General features: G+C 73.0%; 16 protein-coding genes. 11 read left to right on the forward strand and 5 right to left on the reverse strand.

The window, feature by feature from the left end; translation table 11 throughout:
* Positions 1–92: 92 nt before the first annotated feature.
* Entirely contained in the window at positions 93–1454 is a 1362-nt protein-coding gene (gene pcaB / locus EES42_RS26405; RefSeq protein ID WP_124720735.1) for a 3-carboxy-cis,cis-muconate cycloisomerase, read from the forward strand.
* 54 nt (positions 1455–1508) lie between these two features.
* Here the strand turns inward: pcaB and EES42_RS26410 are convergent, their stop codons facing one another.
* Complete coding sequence (locus tag EES42_RS26410; RefSeq protein WP_124720736.1) at positions 1509–2711, reverse strand: amidohydrolase; 1203 nt, start codon at positions 2709–2711, stop codon at positions 1509–1511.
* Between the two features lie 59 nt (positions 2712–2770).
* The gene (locus EES42_RS26415; RefSeq protein WP_124720737.1) at positions 2771–3541 is read right to left on the reverse strand and encodes a GntR family transcriptional regulator; all 771 of its coding nucleotides are present in this window, start codon (positions 3539–3541) and stop codon (positions 2771–2773) included.
* A gap of 228 nt (positions 3542–3769) precedes the next feature.
* Here EES42_RS26415 and EES42_RS26420 point away from each other — a divergent pair, with 228 nt between their 5' ends.
* A complete protein-coding gene (locus EES42_RS26420; protein WP_124720738.1) occupies positions 3770–5290 on the forward strand; it encodes an APC family permease in 1521 nt (506 codons plus the stop codon).
* 47 nt (positions 5291–5337) lie between these two features.
* Here the strand turns inward: EES42_RS26420 and EES42_RS26425 are convergent, their stop codons facing one another.
* Together EES42_RS26425 and EES42_RS26430 are read right to left on the reverse strand one after the other, a co-directional pair.
* Positions 5338–5946: a GNAT family N-acetyltransferase gene (locus EES42_RS26425; protein ID WP_124720739.1), complete on the reverse strand. Its 609-nt coding sequence runs from the start codon at positions 5944–5946 to the stop codon at positions 5338–5340.
* 66 nt (positions 5947–6012) lie between these two features.
* Positions 6013–6594, reverse strand: a complete 582-nt coding sequence (locus EES42_RS26430; protein ID WP_124720740.1) for a helix-turn-helix domain-containing protein — start codon at positions 6592–6594, stop codon at positions 6013–6015.
* A 117-nt stretch (positions 6595–6711) separates the two neighbouring features.
* Between EES42_RS26430 and EES42_RS26435 the strand changes: the two genes are divergently transcribed.
* The 6 genes from EES42_RS26435 to EES42_RS26460 all read left to right on the forward strand — a co-directional run bounded on the left by EES42_RS26435 (position 6712) and on the right by EES42_RS26460 (position 12483).
* Positions 6712–7836: an aryl-sulfate sulfotransferase gene (locus tag EES42_RS26435; RefSeq protein WP_124720741.1), complete on the forward strand. Its 1125-nt coding sequence runs from the start codon at positions 6712–6714 to the stop codon at positions 7834–7836.
* A gap of 8 nt (positions 7837–7844) precedes the next feature.
* Positions 7845–9227 (forward strand): uracil-xanthine permease family protein, encoded by a 1383-nt coding sequence (locus tag EES42_RS26440; RefSeq protein WP_124720742.1) that lies wholly within the window; start codon positions 7845–7847, stop codon positions 9225–9227.
* A 129-nt stretch (positions 9228–9356) separates the two neighbouring features.
* Positions 9357–9776 carry a hypothetical protein gene (locus EES42_RS26445; protein WP_124720743.1) on the forward strand — a complete coding sequence of 140 codons (420 nt, stop codon included), beginning with the start codon at positions 9357–9359 and terminating at the stop codon, positions 9774–9776.
* Positions 9777–9861: 85 nt separating this feature from the next.
* Positions 9862–10512, forward strand: a complete 651-nt coding sequence (locus EES42_RS26450; protein ID WP_124720744.1) for a DUF3105 domain-containing protein — start codon at positions 9862–9864, stop codon at positions 10510–10512.
* Positions 10509–11153 (forward strand): DUF305 domain-containing protein, encoded by a 645-nt coding sequence (locus EES42_RS26455; protein WP_124720745.1) that lies wholly within the window; start codon positions 10509–10511, stop codon positions 11151–11153. The genes EES42_RS26450 and EES42_RS26455 overlap by 4 nt, the downstream gene beginning before the upstream one ends.
* A gap of 85 nt (positions 11154–11238) precedes the next feature.
* A complete protein-coding gene (locus EES42_RS26460; RefSeq protein WP_124720746.1) occupies positions 11239–12483 on the forward strand; it encodes an ROK family protein in 1245 nt (414 codons plus the stop codon).
* 24 nt (positions 12484–12507) lie between these two features.
* On the opposite strand, the gene xylA is transcribed toward EES42_RS26460, so the two are convergent.
* Entirely contained in the window at positions 12508–13677 is a 1170-nt protein-coding gene (gene xylA / locus EES42_RS26465; RefSeq protein ID WP_124720747.1) for a xylose isomerase, read from the reverse strand.
* Positions 13678–13894: 217 nt separating this feature from the next.
* Between xylA and xylB the strand changes: the two genes are divergently transcribed.
* From xylB to EES42_RS26480, 3 genes are all read left to right on the forward strand, one after another.
* The gene (gene xylB, locus EES42_RS26470; protein ID WP_124720748.1) at positions 13895–15376 is read left to right on the forward strand and encodes a xylulokinase; all 1482 of its coding nucleotides are present in this window, start codon (positions 13895–13897) and stop codon (positions 15374–15376) included.
* Between the two features lie 63 nt (positions 15377–15439).
* A complete protein-coding gene (locus tag EES42_RS26475) occupies positions 15440–16717 on the forward strand; it encodes a VWA domain-containing protein (RefSeq protein ID WP_164495322.1) in 1278 nt (425 codons plus the stop codon).
* Positions 16717–17562 carry a hypothetical protein gene (locus EES42_RS26480; protein WP_124720749.1) on the forward strand — a complete coding sequence of 282 codons (846 nt, stop codon included), beginning with the start codon at positions 16717–16719 and terminating at the stop codon, positions 17560–17562. Before EES42_RS26475 ends, EES42_RS26480 begins: the two co-directional genes overlap by 1 nt.
* The last annotated feature ends 120 nt before the right edge of the window (positions 17563–17682 follow it).

A 17682-nucleotide genomic window follows, 5' to 3' on the forward strand; every position in this document is an offset into this window, starting at 1 on the left:
GCGCACAGCCGGTACGCGGAACCGCTTCGTACCCACCGGTCCGACATCCGCCCGCAGCGGGCGGCGAGCACGGTCCACCTGGAGTTCAGCCGATGTACGAGAGCGATGCCGGTCTGCTCGCCCCCGGGCGGGCAGGCTCCCCCGCCGAGACGGCCACCGGCGACAGCGCCTTCCTGCAGGCGATGCGCGACGCCGAGGCCGCGCTCACCCGCGCCCAGTCCGGCTGCGGACTCGCTCCCGAGGAGGCGGGCCGGGCGGTCACGGCCGCGGCGGCCGAGGCGGGCCGGTTCGACATACGCGATCTGGCGCTGCGCGCACGCCCGGGCGGCGATCCGGTCGGCCCGCTGGTGATGGACCTCGCCGCCGCGGTGGAACCGGACGTCCGGCCGTATGTGCACCGGGGCGCGACCAGCCAGGACATCCTGGACACCGCCGCCATGCTGGTCGCCGCGCGGACGCTGGCTCCGCTGCTCGACGATCTGGCGCGGGCCGCGGAGGCGGTGGCCCTGCTCGCCACCGCGCACCGCAACACCCCGATGGCCGGCCGGACCCTCACCCAGCACGCGGCGCCGACCACCTTCGGACTCAAGGCGGCCGGGTGGCGGGCCCTGATCCTCGACGCGCGGGACCGGCTCTCGGCCGTACGGGAGTCGCTCCCCGCACAACTCGGCGGCGTGGCCGGGACGTTGGCTGCCTTCGAGGCGTACGCGCCCACCGAGGACATCGACGCGATCGATCCCGGCCTGCCCCTGGTCCAGGCGTTCGCGAGCGAACTCGGCCTGGCCGAACCGCTGTTGCCGTGGCACACCCTGCGTACCCCGATCGCGGACCTGGCGGGCGCGCTCGCCTTCACCGCGGGTGCGCTCGGCAAGCTGGCGGCCGATGTGCTCACCCTTTCCCGAACCGAGATCGGCGAGGTGACCGAGGGTCAGGGCGACGGTTCGCCCGCCATGGCGCACCGGGCCGATCCGGTGCACGCCACGCTGATCGCGGCGGCCGCCCGTCGCGCCCCAGGTCTGGCGGCGACGCTGTACGGATCGCTCGCCGCCGAGGACGAGCGGCCGGCCGGGGCGTGGCAAGCCGAGTGGGAGCCGCTGCGTGAACTGCTGCGGCTGGTCGGCGGGGCCGCGCGCCGCGCCGCCGAACTCACCGGTTCACTGCGCGTCGTCCCGTACGCCATGCGGGAGAACCTCCAGCTCACCGACGGCCTGATCGTCTCGGAGCGGCTGGCCGCCGTGTTCGCCGAGCGGATCGGCCGCAGGCGCGCCGAGGAGGTTCTGGCCGGCGCCGCCGACCGGGCCCGCGCGGAGACCACGGACCTGGCCGACGTCCTCGCGGACGTGCTCGACGAGGAGCCCGAACTCGCCGGTCTCGACCTGGGCGAACTGACCGACCCGGCCCACTACACCGGCTGCGCCGGCCCCCTCACCGATCGCGCACTCGACCGCGGCTGACCGGCCGCCGCGGCGCCGGGCCCCGCACGCCTCGGACCAGCCGGCCCAGGCGCCTCAGACCAGCCGGCCCGCGCGGGCGATCACCCGGCCCGCGCGTACCACCATGGACGGAATCGGGCGGTCCACGACCGTCTCGGGCAGCGAATCCGCCGCCACCAGGACGAAGTCCGCCGGGTCGCCGGCCTCCAGCCGGGAGGCGGGCAGCCCGAGCAGCGCGGCACCCCCCTGGGCCACCGCCTCGTAGCAGGCGGCGAGTTCGGCGTCGGTGCGGGCGTCCGTGCGGTACGCGAGCAGATGGGCCCGGGCGATCATGTCGCCGTCGCCGAACGGCGTCCAGGCATCGCGCACCCCGTCGGAACCGACGCCGAGCCGCACGCCGCGCGGGGTGAGCCGTGCGGGGTCCAGGACCGGGTCGGCGCCCAGCGCACAGGTGACCAGCGAGACGCCCGCGCCGGCCAACAGCTCGGCGAGCGAGTCGAGTTCGGCGCCCTCCAGCTCGGCCACGGCGAAGGCATGGCCGAGGGTGACCCGTCCCTGCATCCCGGCGGCGACGGTGCGCCGGGCGATCTCGGTGATCTGGCGGATGCCCGCCGGTCCGCCGTCGTGCAGATGGATGTCGAGCGGTGCGCCGCTGCGGCCGGCCAGCCCGAACACGAAGTCCAGCTGGCCGTCCATGTCACCGTCGATGCCGATCGGGTCGAGACCGCCGACGACATCGGCGCCCTCGGACAGGGCCTGCTCCATGAGTTCGGCGGTGCCGGGCTCGCTCAACAGGCCGAGCTGGGGGAAGGCGACGATCTGAACGTCGAGGAGGTCCTTGCGGGCGTCGGCCGCCGCACGCACCTGGTGCACTCCCGAGAGGCCGTGGACGGGAGCGACATCGACATGGGCCCGCATGGCGCGGGTGCCACGGGCGATCGCCCGGTCCATCAGCGCCCCGACCCGCTCCGCCAGCGGATCCGTGAAGGCGGTCCTGGCCCGTACGTCGCCCTCGATCAGGTCCCGGAGCGTGTCGGCGGGTTCACGGCTCAGCCAGGGCCCGCCCCAGGTCGACTTGTCGGGGTGGATGTGCGCGTCGACGGGCGAGGGCAGCGCGAGGGCGCCCGCGGCGTCCACGGCGACACAGCCTTCGGGCAGCTCGGCCGGGTCGTACGCGGCTATCCGGCCTTCGCGGACCAGCAGGTCACGAATACGGCCATCGGCGGAACGGACGGCGGTGAACAGGACATCGGGGCAAGCGGGGGCGGGCGTCGCCATGGGGCTGGGGTCTCCTTCGGTGATGCGCGACGTCGTGCGCGGGATGGGCGTCGTCCCGGTCAGGGCCGGAGCCGGGGGCCGGGGTCCGTGGGCTCGGCGGCGGTACCGGTCCCGGTGTCCACGGTCCCGGTGTCCACGGTCCCGGCGGCGAGCATCTGCATCGCGGTCGCGCGCGTACCGGCCACATGGCGGCGGGCGATCCGTTCCGCCGCGTCCGCGTCGCCGCTCCGTATCGCCTCGTAGAGCAGTTCGTGCTCACCGCACATCACGGGGCCGTCGCCCGGCTCGGAGGTGAGGCTGAAGAGCCGGCGCAGCCGGCCGTCGAGCGGTGCCATCAGGCCCTGGAGCAGCGGGTTGCCGGACATGACGACGATCTGCTGATGGAAGTCGGCATGGACCGAGCCCAGTTCGCGGATCCGGCGGGGGGAGCCGGCGGCGCGGCGGGCCCGGTCCAGGAGCTTTTCCAGGGTGCGCAGTCCGGCCCGGTCGGCGCGGCGGGCGGCCAGCGAGGCGGCCAGCGCTTCCAGGTGTTCCCGGATGTCGAAGAAGTCCGCGGCCTCGGCCGGGCCGAGCGGGGCGACGAACGCGCCCTTGCGCGCCTGCGCCGCGATGAACCCCTCGGTCTCCAGCCGCTGGATGGCCTCCCGTACCGGGATGCGGGACACCCCCAGCTCGTCCGCGAGTTCCCGTTCGACGACCCGGTGCCCGGAGGGGTAGCGGCCGTCGATGATCCTCTCGCGCAGTTCCGCATAGACCCGGTCGCGCAGCGACTGATGTGCCGCACCGATGGTGCCGGTGGCGGTGAGGCCGGCGGTTCGGCTGCTGCTCATGGACTCGCTTCCTGCCCTTCGGAGCCGGTCTCTTTCCGGCTCCCGTGCCGCGATCATCGCAGATTCCGGAAACCTTCCGTACCCCCTTGCCTGGTATTCGGTATACCAGATAGCTTGAGCGCCGCGCCCAGTCGGGCCGCCCCTGAACTGGTCTTTTCCGCCGACCCATGCCTGGAGAAGGCATCGGATCCGGCGCCCAGCCGCCCGTTCGCACCTGAGGAACCACCGATGACGCAACCCTCGACGGCCGTCCCGCCGCCCGCCTCCCCCGCCCCCTCCGCCCCATCCGCCCCCGCGGATCCCGCCCCGCCGTCCGGCGGCCCTTCGGGAAGCCTCGCCAAGGGGCAGATCGGCACCTTCGATCTGGTCTTCTTCGTCGTGGCGGCGGCCGCGCCGCTGACCGTGCTGGCCGGGGTCGCGCCGTTCGCCATCGGGATCGGCGGCCCGGGCACCCCGCTCGGCTATCTGGTCTCCGGTGCGCTGCTGGTGCTGTTCGCCGCCGGGTTCACCGCGATGAGCCGCTATGTACGCAATGCCGGGGCCTTCTACGCGTACGTGGCCCGGGGGCTCGGCCGTACCCTCGGTGTCGCCACGGCCTACCTGGCGACGCTCTCGTACAACCTCATCGCTCCCGGCGTCGCCGCCGGGTTCGGCTACTTCGCCTCGACGACCCTGAGCGATCTCACCGGTGCGCAACTGCCCTGGTGGCCGCTGTCGACCCTCTGTGTGCTGGGCACCGGGGTACTGGGCTGGCTGCGGGTCACGCTGAGCGCGAAGGTGCTGGGGGTGGCGCTGGTGCTGGAGGTCCTGGTGCTGCTGGTGATGGACGTCGGGGTGCTGGCGGACCGGGGGACCGCGGCCCTGGACATCACGTCGTTCGACCCGTCCGTGCTGTCCTCCTCGGGCGGCATGGCGGGGATGTTCGTCCTGGTCATCGGCGCGTTCACGGGCTTCGAGGCGACCGCGATCTACGCCGAGGAGGCGCGCGACCCGGAGCGCACCGTGCCCCGTGCCACGTTCATCGCCATCGGGTTCCTGGCGCTGTTCTACGCCGCCGGGGTGTGGATCCTGATGGGCGGCTTCGGTACGGACAGGTCCGTCTCGATGGCCCGGTCCTCGGACGGCCCGCAGCTGACGTTCCACGCGGCCGAGCGGTTCGTCGGCCCGTGGCTCGCGGACTCCATGCATGTGCTGATCGTGGTCAGCGCGTTCGCCGCCACCCTCGCCTTCCACAATGCCGCGGCCCGCTACCTCTACGCCCTGGGCCGCGAGGGTCTGCTGCCGCGCCGGCTGGGCCGGGTCTCGGCCCGGCAGGGTTCACCGGTGACGGCGGTCGTCGCACAGACCGTCTTCGGCCTGGTGATCGTGGTGGGCGGTGCGCTGATCGACGCGGATCCGTACGCCGAGATCTTCCTGTGGACCAACAGCACCGGTGTGCTCGGCATCATGATCATGCAGGCGCTGGCCGCGCTCGCCGTGTGCTTCTTCTTCCGCCGGAACCGGCGCGGCATGTCGGTCTGGCGGGTCGCGGTCGCACCGCTGATCGCCTTCGCTGGGCTCGCGCTCCTGTCGGTGCTCGCGACGCTCCACTTCGACCTGCTCACCGGGCGCACGGGCGCGGTCAACGCGGCGCTGCTGGTGCCGCTGCCGGTGGTGCTCGTGGCCGGGTTCGTGGTGGCCCTGCGCATCCGGCGCGCCGACCCCGGCCGGTACGCGCGGCTCACCGAGGTGGACGTCGAGCGGGACTGAACGCCGCGCTGGAGCGGGGGCGGCCGGCGCCGCCGCCCCCGGCGCGGTCAGCCCCTCGCGTCGTCCCCGCGCAGCCGGGCATGGAGGTGCATGTCGTGCCAGCCGTCGGCGTGGCGGAGGGACCGGCGCCGGGTGCCCTCCAGGGCGAAGCCCGCCTTGGCCGCCACCCGGCAGGAGGGCTCGTTCCGCACGGAGTGCGCGAGTTCGATCCGCTCGAACCCGATCTCGTCGAAGGCCCAGCGTGCGAGCGCCGAGACGGCCCCGGGCGCCACGCCCCGTCCACGGGCGGCCGGCAGCACCCAGTAGGAGCATTCCGCCATGCCCATCGCCGTCACCAGGGACCGGAGCGAGACCCGGCCGAGCACTTCGCCGGCCCCGTCGCCCGCTCCCCCGGGACGTACGACGGCCCAGTGGGCCCCGGTCCGGCTGCGCCAGGCGTCCTGCCACTGCCCGATCCAGTCGCGTGCCTCGTCCTCGCTGTCGGCCCGGCGCAGATGCCAGTGCTGGATCGCCGGATCGGAGAAGGCCGCCACGACCGCCGGTGCGTCCTCGGACCGCCACGGGCGCAGAAGCAGGTCGCCGTCGGCGGTGAGCACCGGTTGTTCGAGGTCCGCGAGGCGACCCGGAGGAATGTGGGGCGGCACCAGGTACGGCATGGGCACAGCATGGCACGGGGGCGGCCCCCTTCTCGGGCGGCGCTCCTTGCCGGGCCTCCCCGCCGGTCAGCCGGCCTGTTCGTCGGTGGCCTGGACGTGGTCGGCGATGCCGACGACGAGGACCCGGGTGTTCGGTGCGATAGGCCGCCACCGGTGGACGAGGCCGCCCGCGCAGTAGAGCGTGTCGCCCTGTTCCAGGCGGTAGAAGTTGCCGTCCGCCTCGACCTCGGCCGAGCCGTCGGCCACGTACAGGATCTCGTCGTTGCGGTGCCGGAACTCCCGCCCCCAGTCGTGCGCGCCGGTGAACTCCAGGGCGTGCAGCCGCTGATGGCCCCGGACCAGTGGGCGCATCCGGCCGTCGCTCTCGCCCTGTGCCCCGGTCTCGCGCACGGCGGCGGAGCTGTGGCGCACCACGTCCACGGGCCGCGGGGCCTCGGCCGTGGACAGCAGCTGGACCGCGCTCGTGCCGAGCGCGTCGGCGATGCGCTGGAGGGAACCCATGCTCGGCCGGGAACGGCCGTTCTCGATCTGGCTGAGGAAGGGGACGGAGAGTCCGGCCCGCCCCGCGACCTCCGCGAGGGTCATCTCCAGGGCGCGGCGCCGTCGGCGAATTCCCGGGCCGACCAGCGGGGTGTCCGCCTCGCTCATCTCACTCACTCCGTGTCCTGAGTGCCGCACACCACAACCGGCGGGGCGGATAGCAGCCTACCGGCCCGGTTAACCTTTTAAGTCCCACCTAAAAAAGTTAACCGGGAGGACCGATCCATGCCCCTCGTGGACCAGAACCAGCGACGACGCCGCGGCACCGGACTCATGGCCCTGGACGAGGACGCCAGCTACGGCGGGTACACCCTCTTCGCCCCGCTGACCGGCGGCGGCGAGGTCTACCTCATCGACATGCGCGGTGAGGTCGTCCACCAGTGGAACCTCCCCTACCGCCCCGGCCGGCACGCCCGGATCCTGCCCAACGGCAACCTGGCCTACAGCGGTGTCCTCCCGGACGAACCGGCTCTCTTCCCGATGTGGCACAAGTACCGCGGCGGGATCATGCAGGAGATCACCCCGGACGGCACGGTCGTGCGCGAGCACCGCGACCGTTACCAGCACCACGACGCTTACCACTACGGCGACGGCCGCCTCCTCTACTCCGCCCTGGAGCCGCTGACCGGCGAGGCCGCCGCCGCGGTCAGGGGCGGTGTGCCCGGCTCGGAGCCCGGGGGCACGGTGTGGGCGGACACCATCGTGGAGGTGGACGCCGAGGGCAGCACGGTGTGGGAGTGGAAGGTCTCCGAGCACCTGGACCGCGCGGCATTCCCGCTGCACCCCGACTACTCGCGCGAGCACTACCCGCTGATCAACAGCGTGCTGCCGACCAGCGACGGCAACATCCTGGCGAGCTTCCGCTCGGTGTCGGCCGTCGTCGTCATCAGCCGTGAGACTGGCGAGATCATCTGGCGCAGCGAGCCCGGTGCCGTATCGCAGCAGCACTGCCCGACCGAGCTGGAGAACGGCAACTTCCTGGTCTTCGACAACGGCGTCTTCCGCCCGCACTGGGACGTCCCGTTCAGCCGCGTCATCGAGATCGAGCGCGCGAGTGGCACCATTGTGTGGGAATACCACGACCCGGCGCGCGAGTCGTTCTTCGCCCCGTTCATGGGCAGCGCCCAGCGTCTGCCCAACGGCAACACGCTCGTGACGGACTCCCCCGCCGGCCGCCTCTTCGAGGTGACCGCGGACGGATATCTGTGCTGGGAGTACGTCGTGCCGTTCTTCGGCGGCTACCAGGAAGAAGAAGTGCGCAAGCTGTTCCCGTCGGAACCCAACGCCGTGTTCCGCTCCTATCGTTACTCAGCCCAGGAGCTCCCCTGGCTCGACGTCCCGAAGGGCTGAGCCGGACCATGGCCTCCCCCGTCCCCGACACCGCCGCCCCCGTCGCACCGGTCGCGTCCGTCGCGCCGGTCGACGAGCGGCTCCCCCTCCCCCGGCTGGCGCCCCTGGCGTTCCAGCATCTGCTCGCCGGGATCGCCGCCCCCGTCTCCTCGGTGATCCTGATCGGCACCACGCTCTCGCTGTCGGCGTCCCAGACGGCTTCGCTGCTCAGCGCGACGCTGGTGCTGTGCGGTGTCGGGGCGCTGCTCCAGTCGCTGGGCATCGGGCCGCTGCGCATCGGCGCCCGGCTCCCGTTCCTGATGCTGCCGGGCGGAGCGGCGGTGGCGATCTTCCTCCAGGTGGCGAAGGAGCACGGCCCGGCCACCGCGTCCGGTTCGGTGCTGATCGCCGCGGTCTTCCTGATTCTCGTGCTGCCGCTGTACGGGCGTCTGGTGCGGTTCTTCCCACCGCTGGTGATGGGCACCACGGTGGTCCTGATCGGCATCAACATGATCAAGATCACCGCGCCGATGATCGCCTCGGGCCCGGGGCTCGGCTTCGCGACGCTCGGCATCACCGCGCTGTTCTTCCTCGTCATGCGCGGCGTGTGGCGGCAGATGTCGGTGCTGTTCGGCCTCGTGGGCGGCACGCTCGTCGCCGCGGTCAGCGGTACGGCGTTCCACCTGGCGCACGGCAGCACGTTCGCGCTGCCCGACCCGTTCCCGTACGGCACCCCGCACTTCGATCTGCTGGCCGCCGTGCCGCTGCTGGTCTTCGCGCTCGCCTCGCTGGCGGAGGCCACCGGCCAGACCGTGCTGAACAGCGAGGCCGTGGGCCGTACGCCGGACGCCGCGCGTGACGTGCCGCGGATCTCCCGGGCCGACGCGGTGACCTCGCTGGGGGCCGGGGTCTTCGGTACGTCGCTGATGGTGACGAGCGCCGAGAACATCGGCATCGTCCAGCTCACCCGGGTCCGCAGCCGGTTCGTCACGGCGGGCGCGGGGGTGCTGCTGATCGTCTGCGGTCTGATCACACCGCTGACCCGGCTGCTCGCGGCCATCCCGGAGCCGGTGGTCGGAGCCGCGGGGCTGATCATCTACGCGGTGATCGCGACGATGGGGTTCGGCATGCTCAGCCGCGAGAACCTCGGCCACGGCACCAACGGCATCGTGGTCGCGCTGGCGCTCTGCGTCGGCCTGCTGCCGGTCTTCGCGCCGGAGATGTACGCGGGCCTGCCCGTGTGGGCCCGTACGGTCTTCGGCAGCGGCGTCGCCGCCGGGGCGCTGGCCGCGGTGGTCCTCGCGGCCGTGTTCGGGCGGCTCGGCCCGAAGGAGGAGCCGGCGCGGGTTGAGACGGAGGCCGAGCCCGTGGCGAGGTCCGAGGCGAAGTCCGGGGCCGGCTCCGCCCCGTAGCGGGTCCTCCGTCCCACCGGGTGCCCCCTCGCACGGAAGCCCGTGCCAGGGGGCACTCGCGCGTCGTCCGCCCCACTCACACCCGTCCCACCCCTCATTGAAAGTTCACACACCGCGTACGATGACGGCATGAACCGGCTGAGCGAACGGACCCACCGACGAGTGCGGGGCATCCGCGCGTCGGCCGTGCTCGGCTGGCTGTTCGTGCTGCTCGCCATGGTCTCGTGCTGTTCGATCACGGCCCCGGCCGCGCACGGCTCCGGCGACCACACGGCCGTCGCCCGCACCTTCACCCCCACGCACCAGGCACTCGCCCGGATCGTGGTGGCCGATTCCCCCGAGGACCGGGGCGTGGGCAGTTCCTGCCACGGGACCTCCGAGCACTCCACCCCGGTCGTGCTGCCCGGCCAGAGCGCACCCGTGGCGCTCCCCGGTGGGACCGTCGTCGTTCCGGTCGCCCCGCTCACCGGCGCGGCCGCGATCCGCGGCCCGTCCAACGACGCCGTGCGGGAAGTCGACCATCTCCGTCTGCAGGTTCAGCGGATCTAGAGGCAGGACCCGTTCCCCGGAACACCGGGGGACGGACTCCGCATGCCCTCAGCTCCATCCCTCTCGTTGAACCGAAGGACCCCCCATGGCTTCCGCCAAACAGCAGAACACCTCTGCCTCCGCACGTCGCGCCAAGCTGGAGGAGGCCCGCCGCAAGGAGCGGGCCCGCGAGCGGCGCAGCCGCATCATCACCATCACCGCGTCCGTCGCCGTGGTCGCCGCGCTCGTCGCGGGCGGCGGCTATCTGATGTCCGCCGCCGACGACAAGGACAAGGCCGAGACCGCGGCCAAGTCCTCTCCGGTGAAGGGCGAGCGGACCTGGGACAAGCTCACCCAGAACCACGTCGAAAAGAAGGTCGACTACCCGATGAACCCGCCGGTCGGCGGCGATCACAACCCGGTCTGGATGAACTGCAACGCCGACGTCTACACCAAGGCGATACCGGAGGAGAACGCCGTGCACTCCCTGGAGCACGGCGCGGTCTGGGTCACGTACACCAGCAAGGCGAAGCCGGCCGACCTGGACAAGCTCCGCGAGCGGGTCGAGTCGACGCCCTACTCCCTGATGAGCCCGGTCGAGGACCAGGCCGCCCCGCTGATGCTCAGCGCCTGGGGCAAGCAGGTCACGGTGGACGGCGCCGCCGACGCGCGCGTGGGGCAGTTCTTCACCAAGTACGTGCAGGGCCCGCAGACCCCGGAGCCGGGCGCCGCCTGCACGGGCGGGGTCGCCCAGTGACTTCCGCGATCCGCTCCTCGCGTCCGATGGTGCTGGCCGGCGGCGTGGTGCTGCTGCTGGCGGTGGGCCTGGTCGCGCTCATGCTCGTACGGCCGTCCTCGTCCGCGGGATCCGCCTCCGTCGCGGCCGCTCCCTCGGACACGTCGGTCGACGTCGGGTTCGCCCGTGACATGTCGGTCCACCATCAGCAGGCGGTCGAGATGTCGTTCATCGTGCGGGACCGCACCTCCGACGAGGCGGTGCGCCGGCTCGCGTACGACATCATCAACACACAGGCCAATCAGCGGGGCATGATGCTCGGCTGGCTGGAGACGTGGGGCCGGGCGAAGTCCTCCTCGGCCGTGCCCATGAAGTGGATGAACCACCCCTTCACACCGAGGGGGGACGGTTCGCTGATGCCCGGCATGGCGACCGACACCGAACTCGACGCGCTGCGGGCGGCGAAGGGCCGGGACGCCGAGGTGCTGTTCCTGAAGCTGATGACCCCGCACCACGAGGCCGGGGTGGAGATGGCCCGGGCCGCGGCCGGCTCGGCGGACACGGACGAGATCAGGAACCTGGCGGCGGGAATGGTGCGCGGCCAGCAGTCGGAGATCGCACTCATGGCGGACATGCTCAAGGAGCGCGGCTCGAAGGCCTGAGCGCCACCCGGCGGGCAGGACCTTCCGATGGCCGGAAAGTCCGCCCGCCGGGCCGCACAACGGATCGCATAGGCTCGGCTCCGACATGAAGAGCAACGTCACACCGCTGGGGCCCAAGGCCGACAAGGACACTGTGCGCCGGAGCAATCTCAGCCTGGTGCTGCGGGCCGTCCGTGACGAGGCCGAGGGCGGGGCGACCAGGGCCGGGGTCGCCGCACGGGTGGGACTGACCCGGGCCGCGGTGTCCTCACTGGTCGAGCAGTTGCTGGACATCGGTTTCCTCACCGAGTCCGGCAAGACGTTCAGCGGGCAGGCGGGCCGCCCCGGGACCGCGCTCAAGGTGGCGCGCACCGGGCCCGCCGGACTCGGCGTGGAGGTCAACATCGACTATGTGTCGGTGTGCGTCGTCGACCTGGCGGGCACCGGACGCGTCCGGCTCACCGAGCACCTCGACAACCGCGGCGCACCCCCCGAGGAGGTCCTGGCGCGGGCCGCCGGCATCGCCGCGCGCACCCTGGATTCGGCCCGCGAGCAGGAGCTCCTCCCGGTCGGGGTGGCGCTCGCCCTGCCCGGACTGGTCTCCGGCGGCACGGTGCGCCAGGCGCCCAACCTGGGCTGGAACCAGGTGCCGGCCGAGGAGCTCTTCGCGGCGGCACTCGCCGGCGCCCGCCCCGGCCACCCGGCGCTGACGGTGACCTCCGAGAACGAGGCCAATCTGGCGGCGCTGGCCGAGCTCTGGTTCGGCGGACTCGACGACCTGCGCAGCTTCCTCTATCTGACCGGCGAGATCGGTGTCGGCGGCGCACTGGTCATCAACGGTGAACTGCTGCGCGGGGCCCACGGGTTCGCCGGCGAGATCGGGCATGTGGTGGTGGACGCCGAGGGGCCGCGGTGCCGGTGCGGATCGCGCGGCTGCCTGGAGCAGTACGCGGGTCAGGCGGCGCTGCTGCGGACCGCCGGGATCGCGGAGTCCGGCGGCGGCGCCGGGGTGGCCGAGCTGGAACGGCGTGCCCGCGCGGGGGACGAACGGGCGGTGGCCGCGGTCTCGGAGGCGGGCCGGATGCTGGGGCGGGTGCTGTCGGGGGCGGTGAATCTGCTCGACCCGGACGCGGTGGTGCTCGGCGGGATCTACCGGAACCTGATGCCGTGGCTGTCGCCGCCCGCCGACCAGGAGCTGACCGGCCGTGTGGTGTCGGGGCTCTGGTCCCCGGGGAGCGGGCGGCTGCGTGCCTCGTCCGTCGCGGGTGACGCGGCCCGGGGCGCCGCGGCGCTGGTGCTGACGGGGGTGCTGGCCGATCCGGTGGCGTACGCGGGCCGCCCGGCCGGCTGAGAGTCGGCCGGGCGCGCCGCGGGTTCAGCGGACGCCGAGCAGGTGGTCCATCGCCAGCTGGTCCAGGGCCTCGAATGCCATGCCCCGTTCGGCCGCCGCCGTCACGTCGAACTCCTCGTACGCCGACCGGTCGGCCAGCAGCCCGGCGATTCCGTCCTCGGCGGTGCGACGGGCCAGTTCGTCGAGGCGGGACGCGCGCAGCGCCTCCTGGACGGCGGGGTCGGCCCGGAAGGCGGCGGCGCGCTCCTTGAGGATCAGGTAGTTGCGCATGCACCCCGCGGCCGAGGCCCAGACCCCGTCGTGGTCCTCGGTACGCGGCGGCTTGAAGTCGAAGTGCCTCGGGCCCGCGTATCCGGCGGTCTCCAGCAGGTCGACGAGCCAGAACGCCTGGCGCAGGTCTCCCGCGCCGAACCGCAGGTCCTGGTCGTACTTGATGCCGGTCTGGCCGTTCAGATCGATGTGGAAGAGCTTGCCCGCCCACAGGGCCTGCGCGATGCCGTGCGGGAAGTTCAGCCCGGCCATCTGCTCGTGTCCGGTCTCCGGGTTGACCCCGACCAGCTCCGGGCGCTCCAGCCGCTCGATGAAGGCGAGGGCGTGGCCGATGGTGGGGAGCAGGATGTCGCCGCGCGGCTCGTTCGGCTTGGGCTCGATGGCGAACCTCAGGTCGTAGCCCTGCTCGGTGACGTACTCGCCGAGCAGGTCGAAGGCTTCCTTCATCCGGTCCAGGGCGAGCCGGATGTCCTTGGCGGCGCCGGACTCGGAGCCCTCGCGGCCGCCCCAGGCGACGTAGGTGGTGGCGCCGAGCTCGACGGCGAGGTCGATGTTGCGCAGCGTCTTGCGCAGCGCGAAGCGGCGTACGTCGCGGTCGTTGGCGGTGAACGCGCCGTCCTTGAACACCGGGTGGGTGAACAGGTTCGTCGTCGCCATGGGGACGACGAGCCCGGCCGCGTCCAGCGCCTGCCGGAACCGCTTCACGATCCCTTCGCGCTCGCTGTCCGTGGCGCCGAACGGAATCAGGTCGTCGTCGTGGAACGTCACACCGTACGCGCCCAGCTCCGCGAGCCGCCGCACGGATTCGGCCGGGTCGATCGCCGCGCGGGTCGCGTCGCCGAACGGGTCGCGTCCCTGCCAGCCCACCGTCCAGAGTCCGAAGGTGAACCGGTCCTCGGGGGTGGGCGTGAAGCGTTCCGTCATCGTCTGGCCGCCTTCGGTGCCTTCGGGCCCGGGTCCGGTCGAGCATCCCGAGCCTTATTTGTTCACTGTCATGACTAATGATGCACGGGCCACCTCCGGCGCGTAACCCCTCGCACTGCCACTGTTCGGCGGGGGTCGGGTCACGTATTTTGTTTGGCGCACGACCGAAATCGGCAGTGCCCTCCGCACGGGGCCGCAGCACAGGAATGAGGGCGCCATGCCGCCGCGTACCGTCGTCATCGGCGTGGACAGTTCCACCCAGTCCACCAAGGCCGTCTTCGTCGATGCCGCGAGCGGGCGGCTGCTCGCCGTCGGCCGCGCGCCGCATGTCGTGCGAGGCGAGGCGGGGGCCCGCGAGAGCGATCCGGAGGTGTGGTGGCAGGCGCTGCGCGGCGCCGTGGCCGCGGGGCTGAAGGAGTCCGGGGCCGCCGCGTCGGCGGTGACCGGAATCGCGGTCGCCGGGCAGCAGCACGGACTGGTGGTCCTCGACCGTGCGGGCCGTCCGCTGCGCCCCGCGATGCTGTGGAACGACACCCGTTCCGCCCCGCAGGCCGCCGCGCTCACCGAGGCGCTCGGCGGCCCGGACGCCTGGACGGCGCGGACCGGGTCGGTGCCGGTGGCCGCCGTCACCGCGTCGAAGTGGCGGTGGCTGCGGGAGAACGAGCCGGACACGGCCGCCGCGGCCGCGGCCGTACGCCTGCCCCACGACTTCCTGACCGAACGGCTCGCGGGCACCGCCGCCACCGACCCCGGCGACGCCTCGGGCACCGGCTGGTACTCCACCGCGACCGGCTCCTACGACCCCGGGCTCCTCGAACTCCTCGGCCTGGACGCCGCGTTGCTCCCCGAGGTGGCCCGGACCGGCGCGACCCGCGTCGGCTCGCTGACCGCGGCGGCGGCCGAGGCGCTCGGGCTGCCCCTCACGACCGCCGTGGCCGCGGGCACCGGTGACAACATGAGCGCCGCCGTCGGCCTCGGGCTGGGCGGCGCCGGTCTCGTCGACCACCCCGTCCTCAGCCTCGGCACCTCGGGCACGGTCTTCGCGGCGTCCCGAACCCGCCCGGCGTCCCCGGCGCTCTCCGGCTTCGCGGCGACGGACGGCACCTATCTCCCGCTGGCCTGCACCCTCAACTGCACGCTGGCCGTGGACAAGGTCGCCGCACTGCTCGGCCTGGACCGCGAAGACGCCTCCCCTGGCGGCGAGGCGGTGCTCCTCCCCTATCTCGACGGCGAACGCACCCCCGACCTGCCCACCGCCGCCGGGCTGCTCACCGGCCTCCGGCACGACACCACACCCCGTCAGCTCCTCGGAGCCGCCTACGAGGGCGCCGTCGTCACCGTGCTGCGCGCCCTGGACGAACTCCTGCGGGCCTGCGGTCTCGACCCGGCCGAACCCGAGGTGGCCGCCCGGCCGCTGCGGCTGATCGGCGGCGGCGCCCGGGGCCGGGCCTGGGTGGAGACGGTACGGCGGCTCTCCGGGCGGCCCGTGATCGTGCCCGGGACCGGCGAGCCGGTGGCGCTGGGTGCCGCCGCACTGGCCGCGGCCGCGGCCACCGGCACGGACCCGGTCGCGATCGCCGCCGGCTGGAGCACCGGCGAGGACGTCCGGCTGCCGCCCGTGGGGCGGGACTCGGCCACCTGGGAGCGGGTCGGGTCGGTACTGGAGCGGGCCTCGGGGCCCTTGCTCGGCGGTTTCTGACGGTTCCCCAGCGGTCCGCGGACCGGTTTGGGGTAGCGCGTCGATCTTCACTAGTATCCGGCGATGATCATAAGAAAAAGGCTGACGGCCGGGGTGGGCATCCTGCTCGCCACCCTGACCGCCGGGCTCGGCACGGCACTCCCCGCCGCCGCCGACGAAGCCCCCGCCAAAGCCTCCCCCAAGGTCGAGCTGGTGCTCGACGTCAGCGGCTCCATGCGGACCCGCGACATCGACGGCCAGTCCCGGATGACGGCCGCCAAGCAGGCGTTCAACGAGGTGCTGGACGCGGTGCCCGAGCAGGTGGAGCTCGGCATCCGGACGCTCGGTGCCGACTATCCGGGCAACGACCGCAAGGTCGGCTGCAAGGACACCAAGCAGCTCTACCCGGTCGGCCCGCTGGACCGCACCGAGGCGAAGACCGCGGTCGCCACCCTGGCCCCCACCGGCTGGACCCCGATCGGCCCGGCCCTGCTGGGCGCCGCCGACGACCTCGAAGGCGGTGACTCCACCCGCCGGATCGTACTGATCAGTGACGGCGAGGACACCTGCGGCCCGCTCGACCCGTGCGAGGTGGCACGTGACATCGCGGCCCGCGGCATCCATCTCGTCATCGACACCCTGGGCCTGGTGCCGAACGCGAAGATCCGCGAGCAGCTGACGTGCATCGCCGAGGCCACCGGCGGCACCTACACCGCGGTCCAGCACACCGATGAACTCTCCGGCCGCGTGAAGCAGTTGGTGGACCGGGCCGCCGAGCCCGTCGTCACCCCGGTGGCGACCGAGGGCGCGAACAGCTGCTCCGCGGCGCCGCAGCTCAAGGCCGGCCTGTACACCGACCGGGAGAAGTTCGGCGAGCACCGCTGGTACCGGGTGGATGTGCTGCCCGGCCAGGAACTGCGCGCCTCGGTCAGCGTCTTCGCCGACCGTGCCGTGAACAACGACTACGGCGTGCTGCTGCGCGCGCTGACCGTGCACGGCAGGGAGATCGTGCGCGGCTCGGAGTCGGGCACCGGCCGCACCGACGCGATCTCCTCCGGACTGCGCTACCCCAAGGCCGAGCAGGACGACACGGACAGCGGTGACAAGCCGGCCGCCGAGACCGTGTGTCTCCAGGTCAGCAACTCCTTCTCGGCCCCCGCCTCGGTGAAGACCTCGCCCGGCATGCCGGTCGAGCTGACCGTGGACCTGGTGGACTCCCCGGACGAGGCCGCCGACGTCGCCGCGTTCGGACTCGGCCGCGGCTGGTGGCTGCTGGGCGTACTGGTGCTCACCGGGCTGATCGCGGGCCTGGTCGTCGGCTGGATCTCGCGCTGGCGCGTCGCCGTCTGGAGGACCAACTGATGCGTAGGACACGTGTATTCGCGGGCGCACTGCTCGCCGGGCTCGCCCTGCTGACCTCGGCGGGCGCCGCGGTGGCCGACGACCCGTCGGCGAGCCCGAGCCCGAGCGCCTCCGAGGACGGCGCCGGACCCACCGAGGCCGGCACCACCTTCCGTACGGCGACGGCCCTCCGGCAGAACCAGCTCGCCACCGCCGGGGCGTCCACGGGTGACTACCTGTACTGGGTGTTCCCCGCCGACGCGGGCCAGCGGGCCACCGTCAAGGCGAAGATCACCCTGCCGCCGAGCGCCTCCCGGCACGGCACGTCGGCGTGGCAGGTCGATGTGTACGACGGGCTGCGGCGCCGCCAGGCCTGCATGTACGGCCGTCAGACCGGCAAGGCCGCGGCCGACGCGTCGGCGGTCGAGCTGACCTGCGTACTGCGCACCGTCCGCGCCTGGTCCGAGCCCTGGGCCAACGACCCGCTGCCGGGCAGCTACTACGTACGGCTGACGGTCGTCGATCTGCCGTCGGCGGACCTCGGTCTTCCGGTGAAGACCGAGGTCGAGGTCACGGCGGCCGACAAGGGCGGCGCCGGCGATGTGGACGGCACGCTCGCCGAGCCGCTGGTCCCCGGTGTGTCCTCCGTCGCGCAGGCCTCCGACGGCTCGTCCGACGGTGACGAGGACGGTTCGTCCAGGGTCTCGCTCGGCAGCGAGCCGGAGGACGGCTGGGCATCGGGCTGGTGGACCGACCGCTGGCTGTGGACGGTCGGCGGCGGCGTGCTCGGAGCGATCGCGGCGGTGTTCGGCTACTCCCTCACGCGCGGCAACGGCCGCCCGTCCAGGGTCCCGCCGGGCGTCTGACCCGCACATCCCGCCGGACGGGCCCCGCTCCCGGGCCCGTCCGGCGGTGGCGCACAGCGACTACTCTCGACAACTCACGTACCGCACAAGGCCGATGACAGGTTCCAGGGCGTGCGGTAC

It is taken from the genome of Streptomyces sp. ADI95-17 (assembly GCF_003846175.1).
Lineage (GTDB): Bacteria > Actinomycetota > Actinomycetes > Streptomycetales > Streptomycetaceae > Streptomyces > Streptomyces sanglieri.

Bases quoted from the DNA above. Each gene is read 5' to 3' on its own strand.
- pcaB (WP_124720735.1), top strand. From the start codon at position 93: ATGTACGAGAGCGATGCCGGTCTGCTCGCCCCCGGGCGGGCAGGCTCC.
- EES42_RS26410 (WP_124720736.1), bottom strand. From the start codon at position 2,711: ATGGCGACGCCCGCCCCCGCTTGCCCCGATGTCCTGTTCACCGCCGTC.
- EES42_RS26415 (WP_124720737.1), bottom strand. From the start codon at position 3,541: ATGAGCAGCAGCCGAACCGCCGGCCTCACCGCCACCGGCACCATCGGT.
- EES42_RS26420 (WP_124720738.1), top strand. From the start codon at position 3,770: ATGACGCAACCCTCGACGGCCGTCCCGCCGCCCGCCTCCCCCGCCCCC.
- EES42_RS26425 (WP_124720739.1), bottom strand. From the start codon at position 5,946: ATGCCGTACCTGGTGCCGCCCCACATTCCTCCGGGTCGCCTCGCGGAC.
- EES42_RS26430 (WP_124720740.1), bottom strand. From the start codon at position 6,594: ATGAGCGAGGCGGACACCCCGCTGGTCGGCCCGGGAATTCGCCGACGG.
- EES42_RS26435 (WP_124720741.1), top strand. From the start codon at position 6,712: ATGCCCCTCGTGGACCAGAACCAGCGACGACGCCGCGGCACCGGACTC.
- EES42_RS26440 (WP_124720742.1), top strand. From the start codon at position 7,845: ATGGCCTCCCCCGTCCCCGACACCGCCGCCCCCGTCGCACCGGTCGCG.
- EES42_RS26445 (WP_124720743.1), top strand. From the start codon at position 9,357: ATGAACCGGCTGAGCGAACGGACCCACCGACGAGTGCGGGGCATCCGC.
- EES42_RS26450 (WP_124720744.1), top strand. From the start codon at position 9,862: ATGGCTTCCGCCAAACAGCAGAACACCTCTGCCTCCGCACGTCGCGCC.
- EES42_RS26460 (WP_124720746.1), top strand. From the start codon at position 11,239: ATGAAGAGCAACGTCACACCGCTGGGGCCCAAGGCCGACAAGGACACT.
- xylA (WP_124720747.1), bottom strand. From the start codon at position 13,677: ATGACGGAACGCTTCACGCCCACCCCCGAGGACCGGTTCACCTTCGGA.
- xylB (WP_124720748.1), top strand. From the start codon at position 13,895: ATGCCGCCGCGTACCGTCGTCATCGGCGTGGACAGTTCCACCCAGTCC.
- EES42_RS26475 (WP_164495322.1), top strand. From the start codon at position 15,440: ATGATCATAAGAAAAAGGCTGACGGCCGGGGTGGGCATCCTGCTCGCC.
- EES42_RS26480 (WP_124720749.1), top strand. From the start codon at position 16,717: ATGCGTAGGACACGTGTATTCGCGGGCGCACTGCTCGCCGGGCTCGCC.